The sequence below is a fragment of the Streptomyces sp. x-80 genome (assembly GCF_046549095.1).
In the GTDB taxonomy this organism is placed as follows: domain Bacteria; phylum Actinomycetota; class Actinomycetes; order Streptomycetales; family Streptomycetaceae; genus Streptomyces; species Streptomyces celluloflavus.
Window position 1 is genome coordinate 57204 of the sequence record NZ_JAJPWM010000024.1, and the last position, 16878, is coordinate 74081.

The following is a 16878-nucleotide window of genomic DNA, read 5'->3' on the forward strand; positions in this document are numbered from 1 at the left end:
GCCGCGCACACCGCGCCCGATCGCCGTGCCGCGCCTACATTGGGACTACGACCCCGTACGAGGCCCGGAGCACGCCATGCCCGCCACCACCACGTCACCCCGCAGCGAGACCCGGGCCGGCCGTGTCCCGGCCGACGGGCGAGCGTCCGGGGCCGGTACCGCCGAGGAAGCCGCGGAGCGGGCGCGCCAGGCCGTGCGCGCCGGTGCGGCCGCGCCGGCCGGCGTCGGCGACTTCGCCGCCCTGCTGGGCGAGGACCCGGAGATCGCCGGGACACTGCTCGCCGAGTGCGCCCGCCAGGCCGACGGCCTCCAGCTGATCGCCGCGGAGAACTTCACCTCGCCCGCGGTGCTCGCCGCCCTCGGCTCCCCGCTCACCAACAAGTACGCCGAGGGCTACCCCGGCGCCCGGCACCACGGCGGCTGCGAGATCGTGGACCTCGCCGAACGGATCGCCGTCGAACGCGCCAAGGCCCTCTTCCGCGCCGAACACGCCAACGTCCAGGCCCACTCCGGGTCCTCGGCCGTGCTGGCCGCCTACGCCGCCCTGCTGCGCCCGGGAGACACCGTTCTGGCCATGTCCCTCCCGCACGGCGGACACCTCACCCACGGCTCCCCGGCCAACTTCTCCGGCCGCTGGTTCGACTTCGTCGGCTACGGCGTCGACGAGGAGACCGGACTCCTCGACCACGACGCGATCCGCGCACTGGCCCGTGAGCACCGCCCCAAGGCCATCGTCTGCGGTTCGATCTCCTACCCCCGGCACATCGACTACGCCGCCTTCCGCGATATCGCCGACGAGACCGGCGCCTATCTGATCGCGGATGTCGCGCACCCGATGGGACTGATCGCCGGGGGAGCGGCGCCCAGCCCCGTCCCGTACGCCGATGTGGTGTGCGCCACCACGCACAAGGTGCTGCGCGGGCCGCGCGGCGGGCTGATCCTGTGCGGTGCGCGGCTGGCCGAGCGGATCGACCGGGCGGTGTTCCCGTTCACCCAGGCGGGCGCCCAGATGAACTCCGTCGCCGCGAAGGCCGTCGCCTTCGGCGAGGCCGCCACCCCCGCCTTCCGCACGTACGCCCACCAGGTCACCGCCAATGCCCGCGCGCTCGCCGCGGCGCTGGCCGGCCAGGGGCTGACGATCACCACCGGCGGTACCGACACCCATCTGATCAGCGCCGACACCGCCCCGCTCGGTGTGGACGCGCGGACCGCCCGGGGCCGGCTTGCGGCCGCCGGGATCGTGCTGGACACCTGCGCGCTGCCGTGCGCCGAGGCCGCCAGGAACCCCGCGGCCCGCAGCACCGGCATCCGGCTGGGCACCGCCGCGGTGACGACCCAGGGGATGGGGGAGGCCGAGATGGCGCGGATCGCGGAGCTGATCGCGGCGGCGCTGCGCGAGGACCCGGCGGCCCGTTCCGGAGCCGTCGCGCTGGCACGGAGGTTCCCGCCTTATCCCGGTCACGGCTGAATCGTCCTGGTCGCGGCCGGGTGTCGCCGCCGGCCGCGACCCTTCGAGGAGGAGCGGTGTCTTCCCCTGTTCCACGGAGCCCTGTTTCACGGAGCCCTGTTTCACGGAGAAGGGGCCGACCCGCATAGGGTGTGAGGCTGTGATGGCCAGCTATACCAATGGGGCAGCCCGTGCGTGAATACCTGCTGACGCTGTGCGTCACGGCCGCGGTGACCTACCTGCTGACCGGGCCGGTACGGAAGTTCGCGATCGCGGCCGGGGCGGTGCCGGAGATCCGGGCACGCGATGTGCACCGCGAACCGACACCACGGCTCGGCGGCATCGCGATGTTCGGCGGGCTGTGCGCGGGGCTGCTGGTCGCCTCGCATCTGACGAACCTCAAGAGCGTCTTCGAGTCCAACGAGCCACGGGCGCTGCTCTCCGGTGCCGCGCTGATCTGGCTGCTCGGGGTCCTGGACGACAAGTGGGGCGTGGACGCGCTGGTCAAGCTCGGCGGCCAGATGATCGCCGCGGGCGTGATGGTCCTCCAGGGCCTGACGATCCTGTGGATCCCGATCCCCGGTGTCGGCACCGTCTCGCTGACCCCGATGCAGGGCACTCTGCTGACCGTCGCCCTGGTCGTGATCACGATCAACGCCGTCAATTTCGTCGACGGTCTCGACGGGCTGGCCTCCGGCATGGTCTGCATCGCCGCCGCGGCGTTCTTCATGTACGCGTACCGGATGTGGTTCGGCTACGGCATCGAGGCGGCCGCGCCCGCAACGCTGTTCTCGGTCGTTCTGATGGGCATGTGCGTGGGCTTCCTGCCGCACAACATGCACCCGGCGCGGATCTTCATGGGCGATTCCGGATCGATGCTGATCGGTCTGGTGCTGGCGGCCGGGGCGGTCTCGGTGACCGGCCAGGTCGACCCGGACCTGCTCAACTCGAAGGTGGGCGGTCTGCGCGAGGCGACCCATGCGATGGTGCCGGTCTACATCCCGCTGCTGCTGCCGCTGACGATCATCGCGGTGCCGGTCGCCGACCTCATCCTGGCGATCGTGCGGCGTACGTGGCAGGGCCAGTCGCCGTTCGCCGCCGACCGCGGTCATCTCCACCACCGACTGCTGGAGATCGGCCATTCTCACAGCCGGGCTGTCCTGATCATGTACTTCTGGTCGGCGCTGATCGCCTTCGGCGCGGTCGCCTACTCGGTGAACAACGCGAGCATGTGGATCGTGCTGAGCATCGCGCTGCTGAGCGCGGTCGGCCTGGTGCTGCTCCTGCTGCCGCGGTTCAGACCGCGGGCGCCGCGCTGGGCGGAGCGGATGGTGCCGCCGCGCTACCGCAGGGTCGTCCGCGAACCGGCCGCGCCGGAGGCGGTGGCGGACGACGCGGCGACGGCGGCGGACGGGGCGGCCGCGGGGGAGCCGGCGGCGGAACGGGAACCGGTTCCGGTGGGTGTCCACGGGGCCACCGCGATCGGCGACCGGTCACGCTTCGCGGATCACCGGCGGGCGGACAGTCACCACTGAAGCAGGGGTTCGACCACTCCGACGTGGGTCATAAACCTGGGCGGTTGACCCCATACCAGACAGGGATCGTGCTGTCACTGCACCAACGCGCAGGTTCACGCTCAAGTGTGACAGGCAGCACACGAACCAGGTAAAGACCTCATCAAATAGTTTGTGATACCGTTCACGAAACCCGGCGATAGAGCCGAAGGACCGTAGTGCGACGGCCCTTTGGCCTCAGGTTCTTCCTCAGGCCGGGGCTACGCTCGTCCCTGACGACATCACCCCCACCTTTTGCCGGAGCGCCGCCATGCAGTCGAATGACGCCCGACTTCTCCTTCACGCCGCTGTGCCCACGCTCGCCATCGGCGTCATCGCCGTTGCCGTGAGCGCTGCGGTCGCGGGCGGGGCGGGAGCGCTCGGCGCCGTCGTCGGCATCGCACTGGTGCTGATCGTGATGGGCGCCGGACTCGCCGTTCTCCAGTACGCCGCGAAGAACCTTCCGCAGCTGTTCCAGATGATGGGGCTGCTGCTCTACACCGTGCAGATCCTGCTCGTCGGTGTCTTCCTGCTGACGTTCAAGGGCACAACGCTCTTTGATACCAAGGCATTTGCGTTCACGTTGCTCGGCACCACCCTGGTGTGGATCGCCGCCCAGACCCACGGTCACATGAAGGCAAAGATTCTCTACGTCGACCCCGACTCCGCAGAGGCGAAGGCGGCGGAGACGGCGGGGTCGCCGACGTGACCGGTAGGGCCGGGATAAACGCCCGCACGCGGGCCTGCTATCGTCCGATGCCAACTGCGGCACAGTTGGTGCAGGTGGCTGAGCTCCTGAGTTCCACGGGATGGAACGGGCAGTCCTCACGACCCATGCCTGTGATCCGACCCGGCCCAGCGCCGAACCGCCGCCCCCCATTCCGTAACACCAGTCCAGTGCCGCACCGTGGCTCAACGCCGCGCCGACACAACGAGGTTGCCGTACCCATGCGCCACGCTGAAGGAGCCCGCGGTGAGTGCTGAAACGATGCTCGCCTTCGAGACCGACTGCCACATCTTCTCCGGGTGTGGCTTCGAGGCCCCGGGTCTTCATTCGTTCGTTTTCGAACCCCTCTTCACGGTCGGTGGCTTCGAGTTCAACAAGCCGATGCTGCTGGCCTTCCTCAGCACGATCGTCGTGGTGTGGTTCTTCTGGGCCGCGTTCGGGAAGGCCAAGGTCGTCCCCGGCAAGCTTCAGATGATCGCCGAAGCCGGCTACGACTTCGTGCGCCGCGGGCTCGTGTATGACGCGCTGGGCAAGAAGGAGGGCGACAAGTACGTCCCCTTCATGGTCTCGCTGTTCTTCTTCGTCTGGCTGATGAATATCTGGTCGATCATTCCGGTCGCCCAGTTCCCGGTGACCTCGGTCATCGCGTTCCCGCTCGGCCTCGCCCTGGTGGTCTACGTCCTCTGGCTGTCCCTGACCTTCCGGAAGCACGGATTCGTCGGCGGCCTGAAGAACATCACCGGCTACGACAAGTCGCTCGGCTGGATCCTCCCGCTGATCATGGTGCTCGAACTCGCACAGCACCTGATCATCCGGCCCTTCACGCACGCGGTACGGCTCTTCGCGAACATGTTCGCGGGCCACATGCTGATCCTGATGTTCACCATCGCCAGCTGGTACCTGCTGAACGGCGTCGGCATCATCTACGCGGGTGCCTCGTTCGTGATGACTCTCGTGATGACCGCGTTCGAGCTCTTCATCCAGGCCGTCCAGGCGTACGTCTTCGTCCTCCTGGCCTGCAACTACGTCCAGGGCGCGCTGGCCGAGAACCACTGAGCCCCGGCTCCCCCGTCCCAACAGACGTCCGGTGGCCAACCCCCACCGGTCCGTGAACAGAGAAGGAAGTAACGGCATGTCCGCTGCTCTCGAAATGGTCAACCTCGCCGCCAAGGACACTTTCTCCGGCAGCGCCAGCGCGATCGGCTACGGCCTCGCGGCGATCGGCCCTGGCGTCGGCGTCGGCATCATCTTCGGTAACGGCACCCAGGCCCTCGCGCGTCAGCCCGAAGCGGCCGGCCTGATCCGCACCAACCAGATCATGGGTTTCGCCTTCTGTGAGGCGCTCGCCCTGATCGGCATCGTCATGGGCTTCGTCTACCAGTAAACGAAGCGCATCGACTATCCATTCAGACGGAAGGCACTGATGTGAACGCCCTGGTGAACATGGCGGTGGAGGTTCCTGAGAACCCCCTGATCCCGCCGATTCCAGAGCTGGTCATCGGTCTTATCGCCTTCTTCATCGTCTTCGGCTTCCTCGCCAAGAAGCTCCTCCCGAACATCAACAAGGTTCTGGACGAGCGCCGCGCGGCGATCGAGGGCGGCATGGAGAAGGCTGAGGCCGCCCAGGCCGAAGCTCAGCAGGTGCTTGAGGACTACCGGGCCCAGCTCGCCGACGCGCGTCACGAGGCCGCGCGGCTGCGCCAGGAGGCGCAGGAGCAGGGCGCGACCCTCATCGCCGAGATGCGTGCCGAGGGCCAGCGGCAGCGTGAGGAGATCATCGCTGCCGGTCACGCCCAGATCGAGGCGGACCGCAAGCAGGCCGCGCAGTCGCTGCGTCAGGACGTGGGCAAGCTCGCCACCGACCTGGCCGGCAAGCTCGTCGGCGAGTCCCTCGAGGACCACGCCCGGCAGAGCCGGACCATCGACCGCTTCCTCGACGAGCTCGAGTCCAAGGCGGCGCCGGACGCGACGAAGGCTGAGGCCGGCCGATGAACGGAGCGAGCCGCGAGGCACTCGCCTCCGCACGCGAGCAGCTCGACGCGCTGACGGACAACACCTCCGTCGACGCGGCGAAGCTCGCCGAGGAGCTGGCTGCCGTCACCGCTCTGCTCGACCGCGAGGTATCGCTGCGTCGGGTCCTCACCGACCCGGCGCAGACCGGCGAGGCGCGGGCCGAACTGGCCGGGCGGCTGCTCGGCAGCCAGATCGGTGGCCCGGCCGCCGACCTGGTCAGCGGCATGGTCCGGTCCCGCTGGTCGCGCTCGCGTGACCTCTCGGACGCGATCGAGGAGCTGGCGTACAGCGCCGACCTGATCGCGGCGCAGCGTGCCGGCCAGCTCGACGACGTCGAGGACGAGCTGTTCCGGTTCGGCCGGATCGTGACCTCGGCGGGCGAGCTGCGCAGCGCGCTGACGGACCACAACGCCACGGACTCGGCCAAGACCGCGCTGCTGCACACGCTGCTGGGCGGCCGGGCCAACCCGGTCACCGAGCGGCTCGTGGTCCGTCTCGTCGGACAGCCGCGGGGCCGTAGCCTGGAAGCGGGGCTCGACGCCCTCTCCAAGCTGGCCGCGGACCGCCGGGGCCGGATGGTCGCGGTGGTCACCACCGCGGTGCCCCTCGACGAAGGGCAGCGGGAGCGTCTCGGCGCCTCGCTGGCCAGGATGTACGGACGGCAGGTCCACCTGAACCTCGACGTGGACCCCGAGGTCCTCGGCGGCGTCCAGGTACGGATCGGCGACGAGGTCATCAACGGAACCGTCGCGGACCGCCTCGATGAGGCGACCCGGCGGATGGCCGGCTGACCCAGCCACCAACTCAAGAGCTGCACAGCCGGCGGCCAGGCGCCGGACCAGCCGGCCGGACCGAGAGGTCCGGCTGCGGTCCGGGACCGGCCCCGGGGACACAGCACAAGCATGACGGCGGCCCGAGTTGGGCCGTAGGCGGAAACCCCCTGGGGGGACGGCCCCCCAGACCCCCGCAAGTAACTTCGGGCCCAACAAGGAGAGCAGGGAACCCAGATGGCGGAGCTCACGATCCGGCCGGAGGAGATCCGGGACGCGCTGGAGAACTTCGTCCAGGCGTACAAGCCGGACGCGGCCTCGCGCGAGGAGGTCGGCACGGTCAGCGATGCAGGTGACGGCATCGCGCACGTCGAGGGGCTTCCCTCGGCGATGGCGAACGAGCTGCTGAAGTTCGAGGACGGCACGCTCGGTCTTGCGCTGAACCTGGACGAGCGCGAGATCGGTGCGGTTGTCCTCGGCGAGTACAGCGGTATCGAGCAGGGCCAGCCGGTGCAGCGCACCGGTGAGGTGCTCTCGGTCGCCGTGGGCGAGGGCTACCTCGGCCGCGTCGTCGACCCGCTGGGCAACCCGATCGACGGCCTCGGCGAGATCGAGTCCGAGGGCCGCCGCGCCCTGGAGCTTCAGGCTCCGGGCGTCATGGTCCGTAAGTCGGTGCACGAGCCGATGCAGACCGGCTACAAGGCCGTCGACTCGATGGTGCCGATCGGCCGCGGCCAGCGTCAGCTGATCATCGGTGACCGCCAGACCGGCAAGACCGCCCTGGCCGTCGACACGATCATCAACCAGCGCGACAACTGGCGCTCGGGCGACCCGAAGAAGCAGGTCCGCTGCATCTACGTCGCCATCGGCCAGAAGGGCTCCACCATCGCGTCCGTGCGCGGCGCGCTGGAGGAGGCCGGCGCCCTGGAGTACACCACCATCGTCGCCGCCCCGGCGTCCGACCCGGCGGGCTTCAAGTACCTGGCGCCCTACACCGGCTCGGCCATCGGCCAGCACTGGATGTACCAGGGCAAGCACGTCCTGATCATCTTCGATGACCTCTCGAAGCAGGCCGACGCCTACCGCGCCGTGTCCCTGCTGCTGCGCCGTCCGCCGGGCCGTGAGGCGTACCCGGGTGACGTCTTCTACCTGCACTCGCGTCTGCTGGAGCGCTGCGCGAAGCTCTCCGACGAGCTGGGCGCCGGTTCGATGACGGGCCTCCCGATCGTCGAGACCAAGGCGAACGACGTGTCGGCGTTCATCCCGACCAACGTCATCTCCATCACCGACGGCCAGTGCTTCCTCGAGTCCGACCTGTTCAACGCGAACCAGCGCCCCGCGCTGAACGTCGGTATCTCGGTCTCCCGCGTCGGTGGCTCCGCCCAGCACAAGGCGATGCGGCAGGTCTCCGGACGACTGCGCGTGGACCTCGCCCAGTTCCGCGAGCTGGAGGCGTTCGCCGCCTTCGGTTCCGACCTGGACGCGGCCTCCAAGGCACAGCTGGGCCGCGGTCAGCGCATGACCGAGCTGCTCAAGCAGAGCCAGTACTCCCCGATGCCCGTCGAGGAGCAGGTCGTCTCCATCTGGGCCGGCACCACCGGCAAGATGGACGACGTCCCGGTCGCGGACATCCGCCGCTTCGAGCGGGAGCTCCTGGACTACCTGAACCGGGAGAAGAAGGAGCTGCTGACCAGCATTGCCGAGGGCGCCAAGATGTCCGACGACACCATCCAGGCGCTCACCGACTCCGTCGCCGCCTTCAAGCAGCAGTTCGAGACCTCGGACGGCAAGCTGCTCGGTGAGGACGCTCCGGTCAGCACCACCAAGTGACGACGGAAGGGACCTGATCCATGGGAGCCAAGCTCCGGGTCTACAAGCGTCGCATCCGCTCCGTCACCGCGACCAAGAAGATCACCAAGGCGATGGAGATGATCGCCGCCTCGCGCATTGTCAAGGCACAGCGCCAGGTGGCGGCATCGACGCCGTACGCGAGTGAACTGACCCGCGCGGTGACAGCGGTTGCCACCGGTTCGAACACCCAGCACGCCCTGACCACCGAGGTGGACAAGCCGGCCCGCGCCGCGGTGCTGCTCATCACGAGCGACCGCGGTCTGGCCGGCGGCTACTCCTCGAACGCCATCAAGGCTGCCGAGCGGCTCACCGAGCGGCTCGGGGCCGAGGGCAAGGAGGTCGACACGTTCATCGTCGGCCGCAAGGGTGTGTCCTACTACGCCTTCCGCGAGCGCACGGTCGCGGATTCGTGGACCGGCTTCACCGACAGCCCGACCTACGCGGACGCCAAGGCCGTGGCCGGGCCGCTGATCGAGGCCGTCCTCAAGGACACGGCCGAGGGCGGCGTGGACGAGCTCCACATCGTCTTCACCGAGTTCGTGTCGATGATGACGCAGTCGCCGGTCGACGACCGGCTGCTGCCGCTCAGCCTCAAGGCGACGGCCGAGGCGGAGGAGACGGCCCAGGGCGAGATCCTGCCGCTGTTCGACTTCGAGCCGTCGGCGGAGGACGTCCTCGACGCGCTGCTGCCGCGGTACGTCGAGTCGCGGATCTACAACGCACTGCTCCAGGCCGCCGCCTCCAAGCACGCGGCCACGCGGCGTGCGATGAAGTCGGCGACCGACAACGCAGAAGAGCTCATCAAGTCGCTCTCGCGGCTTGCCAACGCGGCCCGACAGGCCGAAATCACCCAGGAAATCAGCGAGATCGTCGGTGGCGCCAGCGCCCTGGCCGACGCGACCGCGGGGAGTGACTGACAACTATGACCACCACAGTTGAGCCGACCGCTGCGTCGGGCGTGGCCAACGGCCGCGTCGCGCGCGTCATCGGCCCGGTTGTCGACGTGGAGTTCCCCGTCGACGCGATGCCGGACATCTACAACGCGCTGCACGTCGAGGTCGCCGACCCCGCCGAGCAGGGCAAGCTCAAGACGCTGACCCTGGAGGTCGCCCAGCACCTGGGTGACGGCCTGGTCCGCGCCATCTCGATGCAGCCCACCGACGGCCTGGTCCGCCGGGCGCCGGTGACCGACACCGGCGCCGGGATCACCGTCCCCGTCGGCGATGTCACCAAGGGCAAGGTCTTCAACACCCTCGGCGAGATCCTGAACGTGGACCCCGCCACGGTCAAGGTGACCGAGCGCTGGCCGATCCACCGCAAGGCCCCGAGCTTCGACCAGCTCGAGTCGAAGACCGAGATGTTCGAGACCGGCGTCAAGGTCATCGACCTGCTGACCCCGTACGTCAAGGGCGGCAAGATCGGTCTGTTCGGCGGCGCGGGCGTCGGCAAGACCGTCCTCATCCAGGAAATGATCTACCGCGTGGCCAACAACCACGACGGTGTGTCGGTGTTCGCCGGTGTCGGCGAGCGCACCCGTGAGGGCAACGACCTCATCGAGGAGATGTCCGAATCCGGCGTCATCGACAAGACCGCCCTGGTCTTCGGTCAGATGGACGAGCCCCCGGGCACCCGGCTGCGCGTCGCGCTCGCCGGTCTGACCATGGCGGAGTACTTCCGCGATGTGCAGAAGCAGGACGTGTTGTTCTTCATCGACAACATCTTCCGCTACACCCAGGCGGGCTCCGAGGTCTCCACGCTGCTCGGCCGTATGCCGTCCGCGGTGGGTTACCAGCCGAACCTGGCGGACGAGATGGGCCTCCTCCAGGAGCGCATCACCTCGACCCGTGGTCACTCGATCACCTCGATGCAGGCGATCTACGTCCCCGCGGACGACCTGACCGACCCGGCGCCGGCCACCACCTTCGCCCACCTGGACGCGACGACCGTGCTGTCCCGTCCGATCTCGGAGAAGGGCATCTACCCGGCGGTCGACCCGCTGGACTCGACGTCCCGGATCCTGGACCCGCGCTACATCGCGCAGGATCACTACGACTGCGCCTCGCGGGTCAAGACGATCCTCCAGAAGTACAAGGATCTCCAGGACATCATCTCGATTCTGGGTATCGACGAGCTCGGCGAGGAAGACAAGCTCACCGTCTACCGCGCCCGTCGTATCGAGCGGTTCCTGTCGCAGAACACCCACGTGGCGAAGCAGTTCACCGGTGTCGACGGCTCGGACGTCTCGCTCGACGAGTCCATCACCGCGTTCAACGCGATCGCGGACGGCGAGTACGACCACTTCCCCGAGCAGGCGTTCTTCATGTGCGGTGGCATCGAGGACCTTGAGGCCAACGCAAAGAAGCTCGGCGTCTCCTGACCCGTGCTCCCGGTCCCGGGGGCGGCCCTGGCCGCCCCCGGTCCGTACGACCACTAGTATTTGACCCAACATCTGCCGAGCCAGGCAGGTGGAGACCCGAGGAGCCATCGTGGCTGAGCTGCACGTCGAGTTGGTCGCCGCGGACCGTCAGGTCTGGTCCGGCGAGGCCAGCCTGGTCGTCGCGCGCACCTCGTCGGGCGACATCGGCGTCATGCCCGGACATCAGCCGCTGCTCGGCGTGCTGCAATCGGGCCCGGTGACGATTCGTACGACCGGCGAGAGCGGGGACGGCACCGTCGTCGCCGCCGTGCACGGCGGCTTCATCTCGTTCGCCGACAACAAGCTGTCTCTGCTCGCGGAGATCGCCGAACTGTCGGACGAGATCGATGTCCAGCGCGCGGAGCGGGCCCTGGAGCGAGCGAAGTCGGCGGCCGACGCGGCCGCCGAGCGCCGCGCCGATGTCCGGCTGCGCGCGGTGACGGGCGTTCACTGAGCCCCGTCACCGACGAGATCGATCCTCAGCCGCGGGCTGCCCCGGAATTCTTCGGGGCGGCTCGCGGCTGAGGCAATGCAGGTGCGTTTCCCTGCCCCCGGACTCCGCCCGGGGGTACCCCCACCGAAGCGAGGAGGTCGGTCGAGATGGTCCTCGCTCTGCTTGTGAGCGGCGCGGTCGTGGTGCTGGTGCTGCTGGGGCTGTTCGTCTTCGGACTGCGGCGGCGGCTCATCCAGCGGTCCGGCGGCACGTTCGACTGCAGCCTGCGCTGGGACGTACCGGAGCACGAGACCGACCCCAGCGGCAAGGGTTGGATCTACGGTGTGGCGCGCTACAACGGCGACCGGGTCGAATGGTTCCGGGTCTTCTCCTACGCGCCCCGGCCCCGCCGGCTCCTGGAGCGGTCGGCCATCGAGGTCCTCCAGCGCCGTACCCCCCAGGGCGAGGAGGAGCTGGCACTGCTCTCCGACTCCCTCGTGCTCGCCTGCCGGCACGGCGGTACGCGGCTGGAGCTGGCGATGAGCGAGGACGCCCTCACCGGTTTCCTGGCCTGGCTGGAGGCGGCGCCTCCCGGGCAACGGGTCAATGTGGCGTGAGTGAGGGGCGCCCGCTCCTCCGGCAGGGAGTCCGGGGGAGGGGCGAGGTGCGGTGACACCGGGCTGATGCGCGCGGTGGCCCGGCCGGGCGTGGCACGGGGCCGCGCGGCCGGCCCCCGCCGCTACGGAGCTTCCACACCCAACTCCTGTGCCAGGACGGCCGCCTGGACCCGGCTGCGCAGTTCCAGCTTGGCCAGCAGCCGGCTGACATGTGTTTTGACGGTGGCCTCCGCCATCACCAGCCGCACCGCGATATCGGCGTTCGACAGCCCGCGGCCCAGGGCGCCCAGCACCTCCCGCTCGCGCGGGGTGAGCAGGTCCAGGACGGCCGGATCGGGGATCTCGCGGTCCCCGGCGGACCGGTAGGGCGCCCGCGGGCCGGCGAACTCCGCGATCAGCCGGCGGGTCACGGCGGGCGCGATCATCCCCTCGCCGGAGGCCACGGTGCGCACCGCGGTCAGCAGGGTGGCCGCGTCGCTGTCCTTGAGCAGAAAGCCCACCGCGCCCGCGCGCAGCGCCCCGAAGACGTACTCGTCCAGGTCGAAGGTGGTCAGCACCAGCACATCCGCGAGCCCCTCGGCGACGATCTGCCGGGTGGCCGAGACCCCGTCGAGCCGGGGCATCTGGATGTCCATCAGGACCAGGGCGGGGCGCAGTTCACGGGCGAGCCGGACCGCTTCCTCGCCGTCCACCGCCTCGCCGACCACCTCGATGTCGGGGGCGGAGCGCAGGATGAGCACCAGCCCGGCCCGTACGGCGGACTGGTCCTCGGCGACCAGGACCCGGATCGGCCGGGTGTCGGTGCCGGTCATCGTCGTACCTCCTTCTCGGCGCCGGGCAGCGCTGCCCGCACCAGCCACACCGTGCCGTCCGGCCCGGCGTCGAATGTGCCGCCCAGCAGGGCGATCCGCTCGCGCATGCCGACCAGGCCGGCACCGGAGCCGGGCGCGCGGGGCCCCGGCCGGGCCGCGAACGGGCTGCTGACAACGACGCTGAGCGCCCCGTCGGGCTGCTGCGCGATCCGCACCCGGACCTCGCCGGGTGCGGCGTGCTTGAGCGCGTTGGTCAGCGACTCCTGGACGATGCGGTACGCGGCCAGTTCGACCGGCGCGGCCGGCCGGGCCCCGGAGCCCGCGCCACCGGGGTGCCGGGCGTCGTCCAGTACGAAGGTCAGGCCGCTGCTCGCACCGTTCGTACCGGCCTGGGTGATCAGCGCGTCGAGACCGTCGAGGGTGGGCGTCGCGGCCGGCTCCGTACCGCCGCCGCGCGCCGTGGGGTCCCGCAGCAGTCCGATGAGGCGACGCATTTCGGCCAGGCCCTGCACGCTGTTCTCCCGGATCACCCCGAGGGCCTCGCGGGTCGCCGCCGGGTCGTCGATGGTCTGCGCGGCGGTGGAGTGGATCGCGATGGCGGAGAGGTGGTTGGCCACCATGTCGTGCAGTTCGCGGGCCATCCGCGTCCGCTCGCCCAGCACCGCCTGGGTCCGGTCCATCTCGGCCAGCAGCGCCGTCTGCTCGGCGCGCAGCCGGGCGGTCCGGGCGGCGTCGCGGTGGTCGCGGATGATCAGGCCGGTCCAGGCGGGGGCGATGGTGATCAGGGCGAGGGCGACGCTGACCAGCAGGACCTGCGGCTGGCGCCAGACCGCGGTGATGACGACGGTCGCCCCCACGGTCACCAGCACGCTGAGCGTGCAGAGGCGGCGGGCCGTGGCCGGGCCGGCGTAGAGCACCGCCGCGTAGACCAGGTCCGTGAACATCAGGACCGTGGCGATCAGGGTGCCGGCGCAGGTGTCGAGGGCGAGCGCGAGGACCCCGATGGCCAGCGCGGTCCGCGGGGCGGTCCGGCGCATCAGCTCGGCGCCGGAGATCGCGGTGAGCGCGACCAGGGTGAGCGCGGACGGCAGGCCGAAGAGCGGCGGGCCGCCGTTCAGCCCCAGCGTCCAGAGCAGCAGCCCGAAGAGCAGCCCGCCGCCCGCGGCGGCCACATCGACGCGGTGCGGCCGGTGGCGGGCGGCGGGGGGTCGGCGGCTCATTCCCCCATCCAACACGTCGCGGCGGCCCGCCGCGTCCGCGCCCGGGGCGGATCCCGCCGGCCCGGGATACATCGAAAGATGGAGGCCCGGATCACCTCGTACGACGACGAAGGAGCCGGGCGCCGCCGGGAGACTTGAGGTGTCCATTCGAAGAGGAGACGCCGTGGTTGTCACGCTCATCATCGCCTGCGAGGTCGGCTTCTGGGTCCTGCTGGGCGTCGGCCTGGCCCTGCGGTACCTGGCGCGGATGCCGCGCACGGGTGCGGCGGTGCTGCTCCTGGAGCCGCTCCTGGAACTGACCCTGCTGATCGTCACCGCGATGGACCTGAGGAACGGCGCGGCGGCGGACTGGAAGCACGGTCTGGCCGCCGTCTACATCGGCTTCACGGTCGCCTACGGCCACTACACGATCAAGTGGGCCGACGGGCACTTCGCGCACCGCTTCGCGGGCGGCCCGCCGCCGGTCAAGCCCCCGCGCTACGGTATGGCCCGTGCCGGGCACGAGGCGCGGCTGTGGCTGCGTACGGTGCTGATGGCGGCCGTCGCCGCCGGACTGCTCCAGATCGCGGTCTGGTACGTCGGCGACGGCGGCGACACCACGTCACTGCGCGGCTGGCAGGGGACCTCTCTCCAGATCGTCGCCATCCACGGAGTCATCGCCCTCTCGTACCTCCTGTGGCAGAAGAAGGACCCGCACGACGGCGCCACGGACGCGGTGGCACCGCCCCGGACGCGGGCGAAGAACCTGGAGTAGACGGGGCCCGGGGTCTCCTGCGGCGGGCCGGTGCGTCCTAGCGCTCCCCGCCCGGCACCCACAGGACGTCCCCGGCCTCCTTGTTGGCGGCGCGCGCGAGGATGAACAGCAGGTCCGAGAGGCGGTTGAGGTAGGTCGCGGCCAGCGGGTTCATCGTCTCGCCGTGCTCCTCGAAGGCCGCCCAGGTCGAGCGCTCCGCGCGCCGTACGACCGTGCACGCCTGGTGCAGCAGCGCGGCGCCGGCGGTGCCGCCCGGGAGGATGAAGCTGCGCAGCTTCTCCAGGTCCGCCAGGTAGTGGTCGCAGTCGGCCTCCAGCTTGTCGATATAGCTCTGTTCGACGCGCAGCGGCGGGAACTTCGGGTTCTCCGCCACCGGCGTGGACAGATCGGCGCCGACGTCGAAGAGGTCGTTCTGCACACGCAGCAGCACCGTGGCGACGTCCTGCGGCAGCGAGCCGAGGGCGAGCGCCACGCCGATGGCCGCGTTGGCCTCGTTGGCGTCCGCGTAGGCCGAGATCCGCGAATCGGTCTTGGCGGTACGGCTCATGTCGCCGAGGGTGGTGGTGCCCGTATCGCCGGTGCGGGTGTAGATGCGCGTCAGATTCACCATGGGGACGAGCCTACGCCGCGGTCTTCCGGAAGGCCCGGGTGCACAGGACGACGGAGACGGCGGCCAGGGCGAGCGCGGCGAGGACGCCGTGGAGCACCGCGGGGGCGGTGTAGTCACCGGCGAACGCGGCCCGGACCGCGTCGACGGGATAACGCAGCGGCATGACGTGCGAGACCGCGTCGAGCCACGCGGGCCCCAGCGCCATCGGCAGCAGCAGCCCGGACAGCAGCATCGACGGCAGGGTGACGGCGTTGACGACCGGGGCGAACTCCTGCGGGGTGCCGACCTTCAGCGCCAGCGCGTAGGAGAGCGAGGCCAGCGCGACGGTCAGCACGGCGACGAACACGAAGCCGATGAGGATGCCGGGCAGCGGCGCCCGCAGCCCCATCGCCACCGCGGCCGCCACCAGCAGCCCGGACTGGAGGACGAGCACCACGGTGTCCCGCAGCACCCGCCCCAGCAGCAGCGCCGGCCGGCTCACCGGCGTCACCCGCATCCGCTCCACCACCCCGTACTGCTTCTCGACGAGGATGCCGAAACCGCAGAACCCGGCCCCGAACAGGGCGAGCTGGAGCAGCAGACCGGGGACGAGCGACTGCCAGGAGCTGCTGCCGGACGGCCCCAGGCGCAGACCGGTCAGCAGCGGACCGAAGAAGAGCAGATACAGCAGGGGCATCAGCAGCCCGAAGAGCATCTGGAGCCGGGAGCGCAGCGTCTGCCGTGCGTAGCGCCCGAAGATCAGGACGGTGTCGGAGAGGAAGCTGGAGAGAGCGGAGGAGAGGGGAACGGAGCGGGAAGGGGGCATCGGGGCTCCTGGCTGGGGAGGGAATGGGGGCGGGCGGGCTCGCGGACGGTGGGTTCAGACGGCGAGCGGTGCGGCGTCCCGCGGCGCGGCACCGCGCCCGGTGACCGCGAGGAAGGCGTCCTGGAGCGAGGCGTCGGCGGACCCCGCGTGCGCCCGCTTGAGCGCGTCCGGGGTGCCCTCGGCGACCACCACGCCGTGGTCGACGATGACCAGCCGGTCGGCGAGCGCGTCCGCCTCGTCGAGGTAGTGGGTGGTCAGGAAGACGGTGGTGCCGTGCTCGGCGCGGATGCGGCGGACCAGCTCCCACAGGGCGGCGCGGCTGCCGGGGTCGAGGCCGGTGGTCGGCTCGTCCAGGAACAGCACCTCGGGGCGGTGGGTGAGTCCCAGCGCGAGGTCCAGCCGCCGCCGCTGGCCGCCGGAGAGCGCCGCGGTCCGGTTCTCCAGAAGGCCGGTGAGGCCGAGGTCGTGCGCCAGCTCCGCGGCGCGGTCCGCCGCTTCGGCCTTGGTCAGGCGGTACAGCCGCCCCTGGGTGATCAGCTCCTCGCGGACCGAGACGCCCGGGTCCACCCCGCCGGACTGGGCGACATAGCCGCTGCCGCGCCGCACGCCCACGGGGTCCGTGGCGAGGTCGCAGCCGGCCACCGTCGCGCTGCCGCCGGTCGGCGTGAGGAGGGTGGTGAGCATGCGCAGGGTGGTGGTCTTGCCCGCGCCGTTGGGGCCGAGGAAGCCGAGGATCTCGCCGCGCCGGACGGTGAGATCGATGCCGCGTACGGCCTCGACGGGGCCGCGGCCGGTGGTGAACGTCCGGGCCAGCCCGGTCGTGGTGATGACTGCCATGGCCCCAGAAAAA

Annotated in this window: 18 protein-coding genes; 13 read left to right on the top strand and 5 right to left on the bottom strand. The window is 70.4% G+C overall.

Features of this window, described 5'->3' with window-relative positions; genetic code table 11:
• Positions 1-76 precede the first annotated feature (76 nt).
• From glyA to ACLJWH_RS35505, 12 genes are all read left to right on the top strand, one after another.
• Positions 77-1468, top strand: a complete 1392-nt coding sequence (gene glyA, locus ACLJWH_RS35450) for a serine hydroxymethyltransferase (RefSeq protein WP_411145907.1) — start codon at positions 77-79, stop codon at positions 1466-1468.
• Positions 1469-1626: 158 nt separating this feature from the next.
• Complete coding sequence (locus tag ACLJWH_RS35455; RefSeq protein ID WP_411145908.1) at positions 1627-2982, top strand: MraY family glycosyltransferase; 1356 nt, start codon at positions 1627-1629, stop codon at positions 2980-2982.
• 289 nt (positions 2983-3271) lie between these two features.
• Positions 3272-3709, top strand: a complete 438-nt coding sequence (locus ACLJWH_RS35460) for a hypothetical protein (protein ID WP_411145909.1) — start codon at positions 3272-3274, stop codon at positions 3707-3709.
• Positions 3710-3988: 279 nt separating this feature from the next.
• Positions 3989-4783, top strand: coding sequence for a F0F1 ATP synthase subunit A (gene atpB / locus ACLJWH_RS35465; RefSeq protein ID WP_052856449.1), 795 nt, complete (start codon positions 3989-3991; stop codon positions 4781-4783).
• 76 nt (positions 4784-4859) lie between these two features.
• A complete protein-coding gene (gene atpE, locus ACLJWH_RS35470) occupies positions 4860-5111 on the top strand; it encodes an ATP synthase F0 subunit C (protein WP_052856448.1) in 252 nt (83 codons plus the stop codon).
• A gap of 41 nt (positions 5112-5152) precedes the next feature.
• Complete coding sequence (locus ACLJWH_RS35475) at positions 5153-5719, top strand: F0F1 ATP synthase subunit B (RefSeq protein ID WP_052856447.1); 567 nt, start codon at positions 5153-5155, stop codon at positions 5717-5719.
• A complete protein-coding gene (locus tag ACLJWH_RS35480) occupies positions 5716-6531 on the top strand; it encodes a F0F1 ATP synthase subunit delta (protein ID WP_411145910.1) in 816 nt (271 codons plus the stop codon). The genes ACLJWH_RS35475 and ACLJWH_RS35480 overlap by 4 nt, the downstream gene beginning before the upstream one ends.
• Before the next feature lie 216 nt (positions 6532-6747).
• Positions 6748-8340 (top strand): F0F1 ATP synthase subunit alpha, encoded by a 1593-nt coding sequence (gene atpA / locus ACLJWH_RS35485; RefSeq protein WP_411145911.1) that lies wholly within the window; start codon positions 6748-6750, stop codon positions 8338-8340.
• 20 nt (positions 8341-8360) lie between these two features.
• On the top strand, positions 8361-9278 hold the full coding sequence (locus ACLJWH_RS35490; protein ID WP_411145912.1) for a F0F1 ATP synthase subunit gamma: 918 nt from the start codon (positions 8361-8363) through the stop codon (positions 9276-9278).
• 5 nt (positions 9279-9283) lie between these two features.
• Positions 9284-10738 carry a F0F1 ATP synthase subunit beta gene (atpD, locus tag ACLJWH_RS35495; protein WP_411145913.1) on the top strand — a complete coding sequence of 485 codons (1455 nt, stop codon included), beginning with the start codon at positions 9284-9286 and terminating at the stop codon, positions 10736-10738.
• Between the two features lie 109 nt (positions 10739-10847).
• A complete protein-coding gene (locus tag ACLJWH_RS35500) occupies positions 10848-11231 on the top strand; it encodes a F0F1 ATP synthase subunit epsilon (protein WP_052856442.1) in 384 nt (127 codons plus the stop codon).
• Between the two features lie 146 nt (positions 11232-11377).
• The gene (locus ACLJWH_RS35505; RefSeq protein WP_052856441.1) at positions 11378-11827 is read left to right on the top strand and encodes a DUF2550 domain-containing protein; all 450 of its coding nucleotides are present in this window, start codon (positions 11378-11380) and stop codon (positions 11825-11827) included.
• Between the two features lie 122 nt (positions 11828-11949).
• Here ACLJWH_RS35505 and ACLJWH_RS35510 read toward each other — a convergent pair whose 3' ends face one another.
• Together ACLJWH_RS35510 and ACLJWH_RS35515 are read right to left on the bottom strand one after the other, a co-directional pair.
• Positions 11950-12639, bottom strand: a complete 690-nt coding sequence (locus ACLJWH_RS35510; RefSeq protein WP_411145916.1) for a response regulator — start codon at positions 12637-12639, stop codon at positions 11950-11952.
• Positions 12636-13859 carry a sensor histidine kinase gene (locus tag ACLJWH_RS35515; protein ID WP_411145917.1) on the bottom strand — a complete coding sequence of 408 codons (1224 nt, stop codon included), beginning with the start codon at positions 13857-13859 and terminating at the stop codon, positions 12636-12638. The genes ACLJWH_RS35510 and ACLJWH_RS35515 overlap by 4 nt, the downstream gene beginning before the upstream one ends.
• 163 nt (positions 13860-14022) lie before the next feature.
• On the opposite strand from ACLJWH_RS35515, the gene ACLJWH_RS35520 reads away from it, so the two are divergent.
• Positions 14023-14613 (top strand): hypothetical protein, encoded by a 591-nt coding sequence (locus ACLJWH_RS35520; protein ID WP_411145918.1) that lies wholly within the window; start codon positions 14023-14025, stop codon positions 14611-14613.
• A gap of 37 nt (positions 14614-14650) precedes the next feature.
• Here ACLJWH_RS35520 and ACLJWH_RS35525 read toward each other — a convergent pair whose 3' ends face one another.
• From ACLJWH_RS35525 to ACLJWH_RS35535, 3 genes are read right to left on the bottom strand one after another with little or no spacing between them, the layout of a single operon-like run.
• Entirely contained in the window at positions 14651-15223 is a 573-nt protein-coding gene (locus ACLJWH_RS35525) for a cob(I)yrinic acid a,c-diamide adenosyltransferase (protein WP_411145919.1), read from the bottom strand.
• Between the two features lie 10 nt (positions 15224-15233).
• Entirely contained in the window at positions 15234-16028 is a 795-nt protein-coding gene (locus tag ACLJWH_RS35530) for an ABC transporter permease (protein ID WP_411145920.1), read from the bottom strand.
• Positions 16029-16082: 54 nt separating this feature from the next.
• Positions 16083-16865, bottom strand: a complete 783-nt coding sequence (locus ACLJWH_RS35535; RefSeq protein WP_411145921.1) for an ABC transporter ATP-binding protein — start codon at positions 16863-16865, stop codon at positions 16083-16085.
• Between the last annotated feature and the right edge of the window lie 13 nt (positions 16866-16878).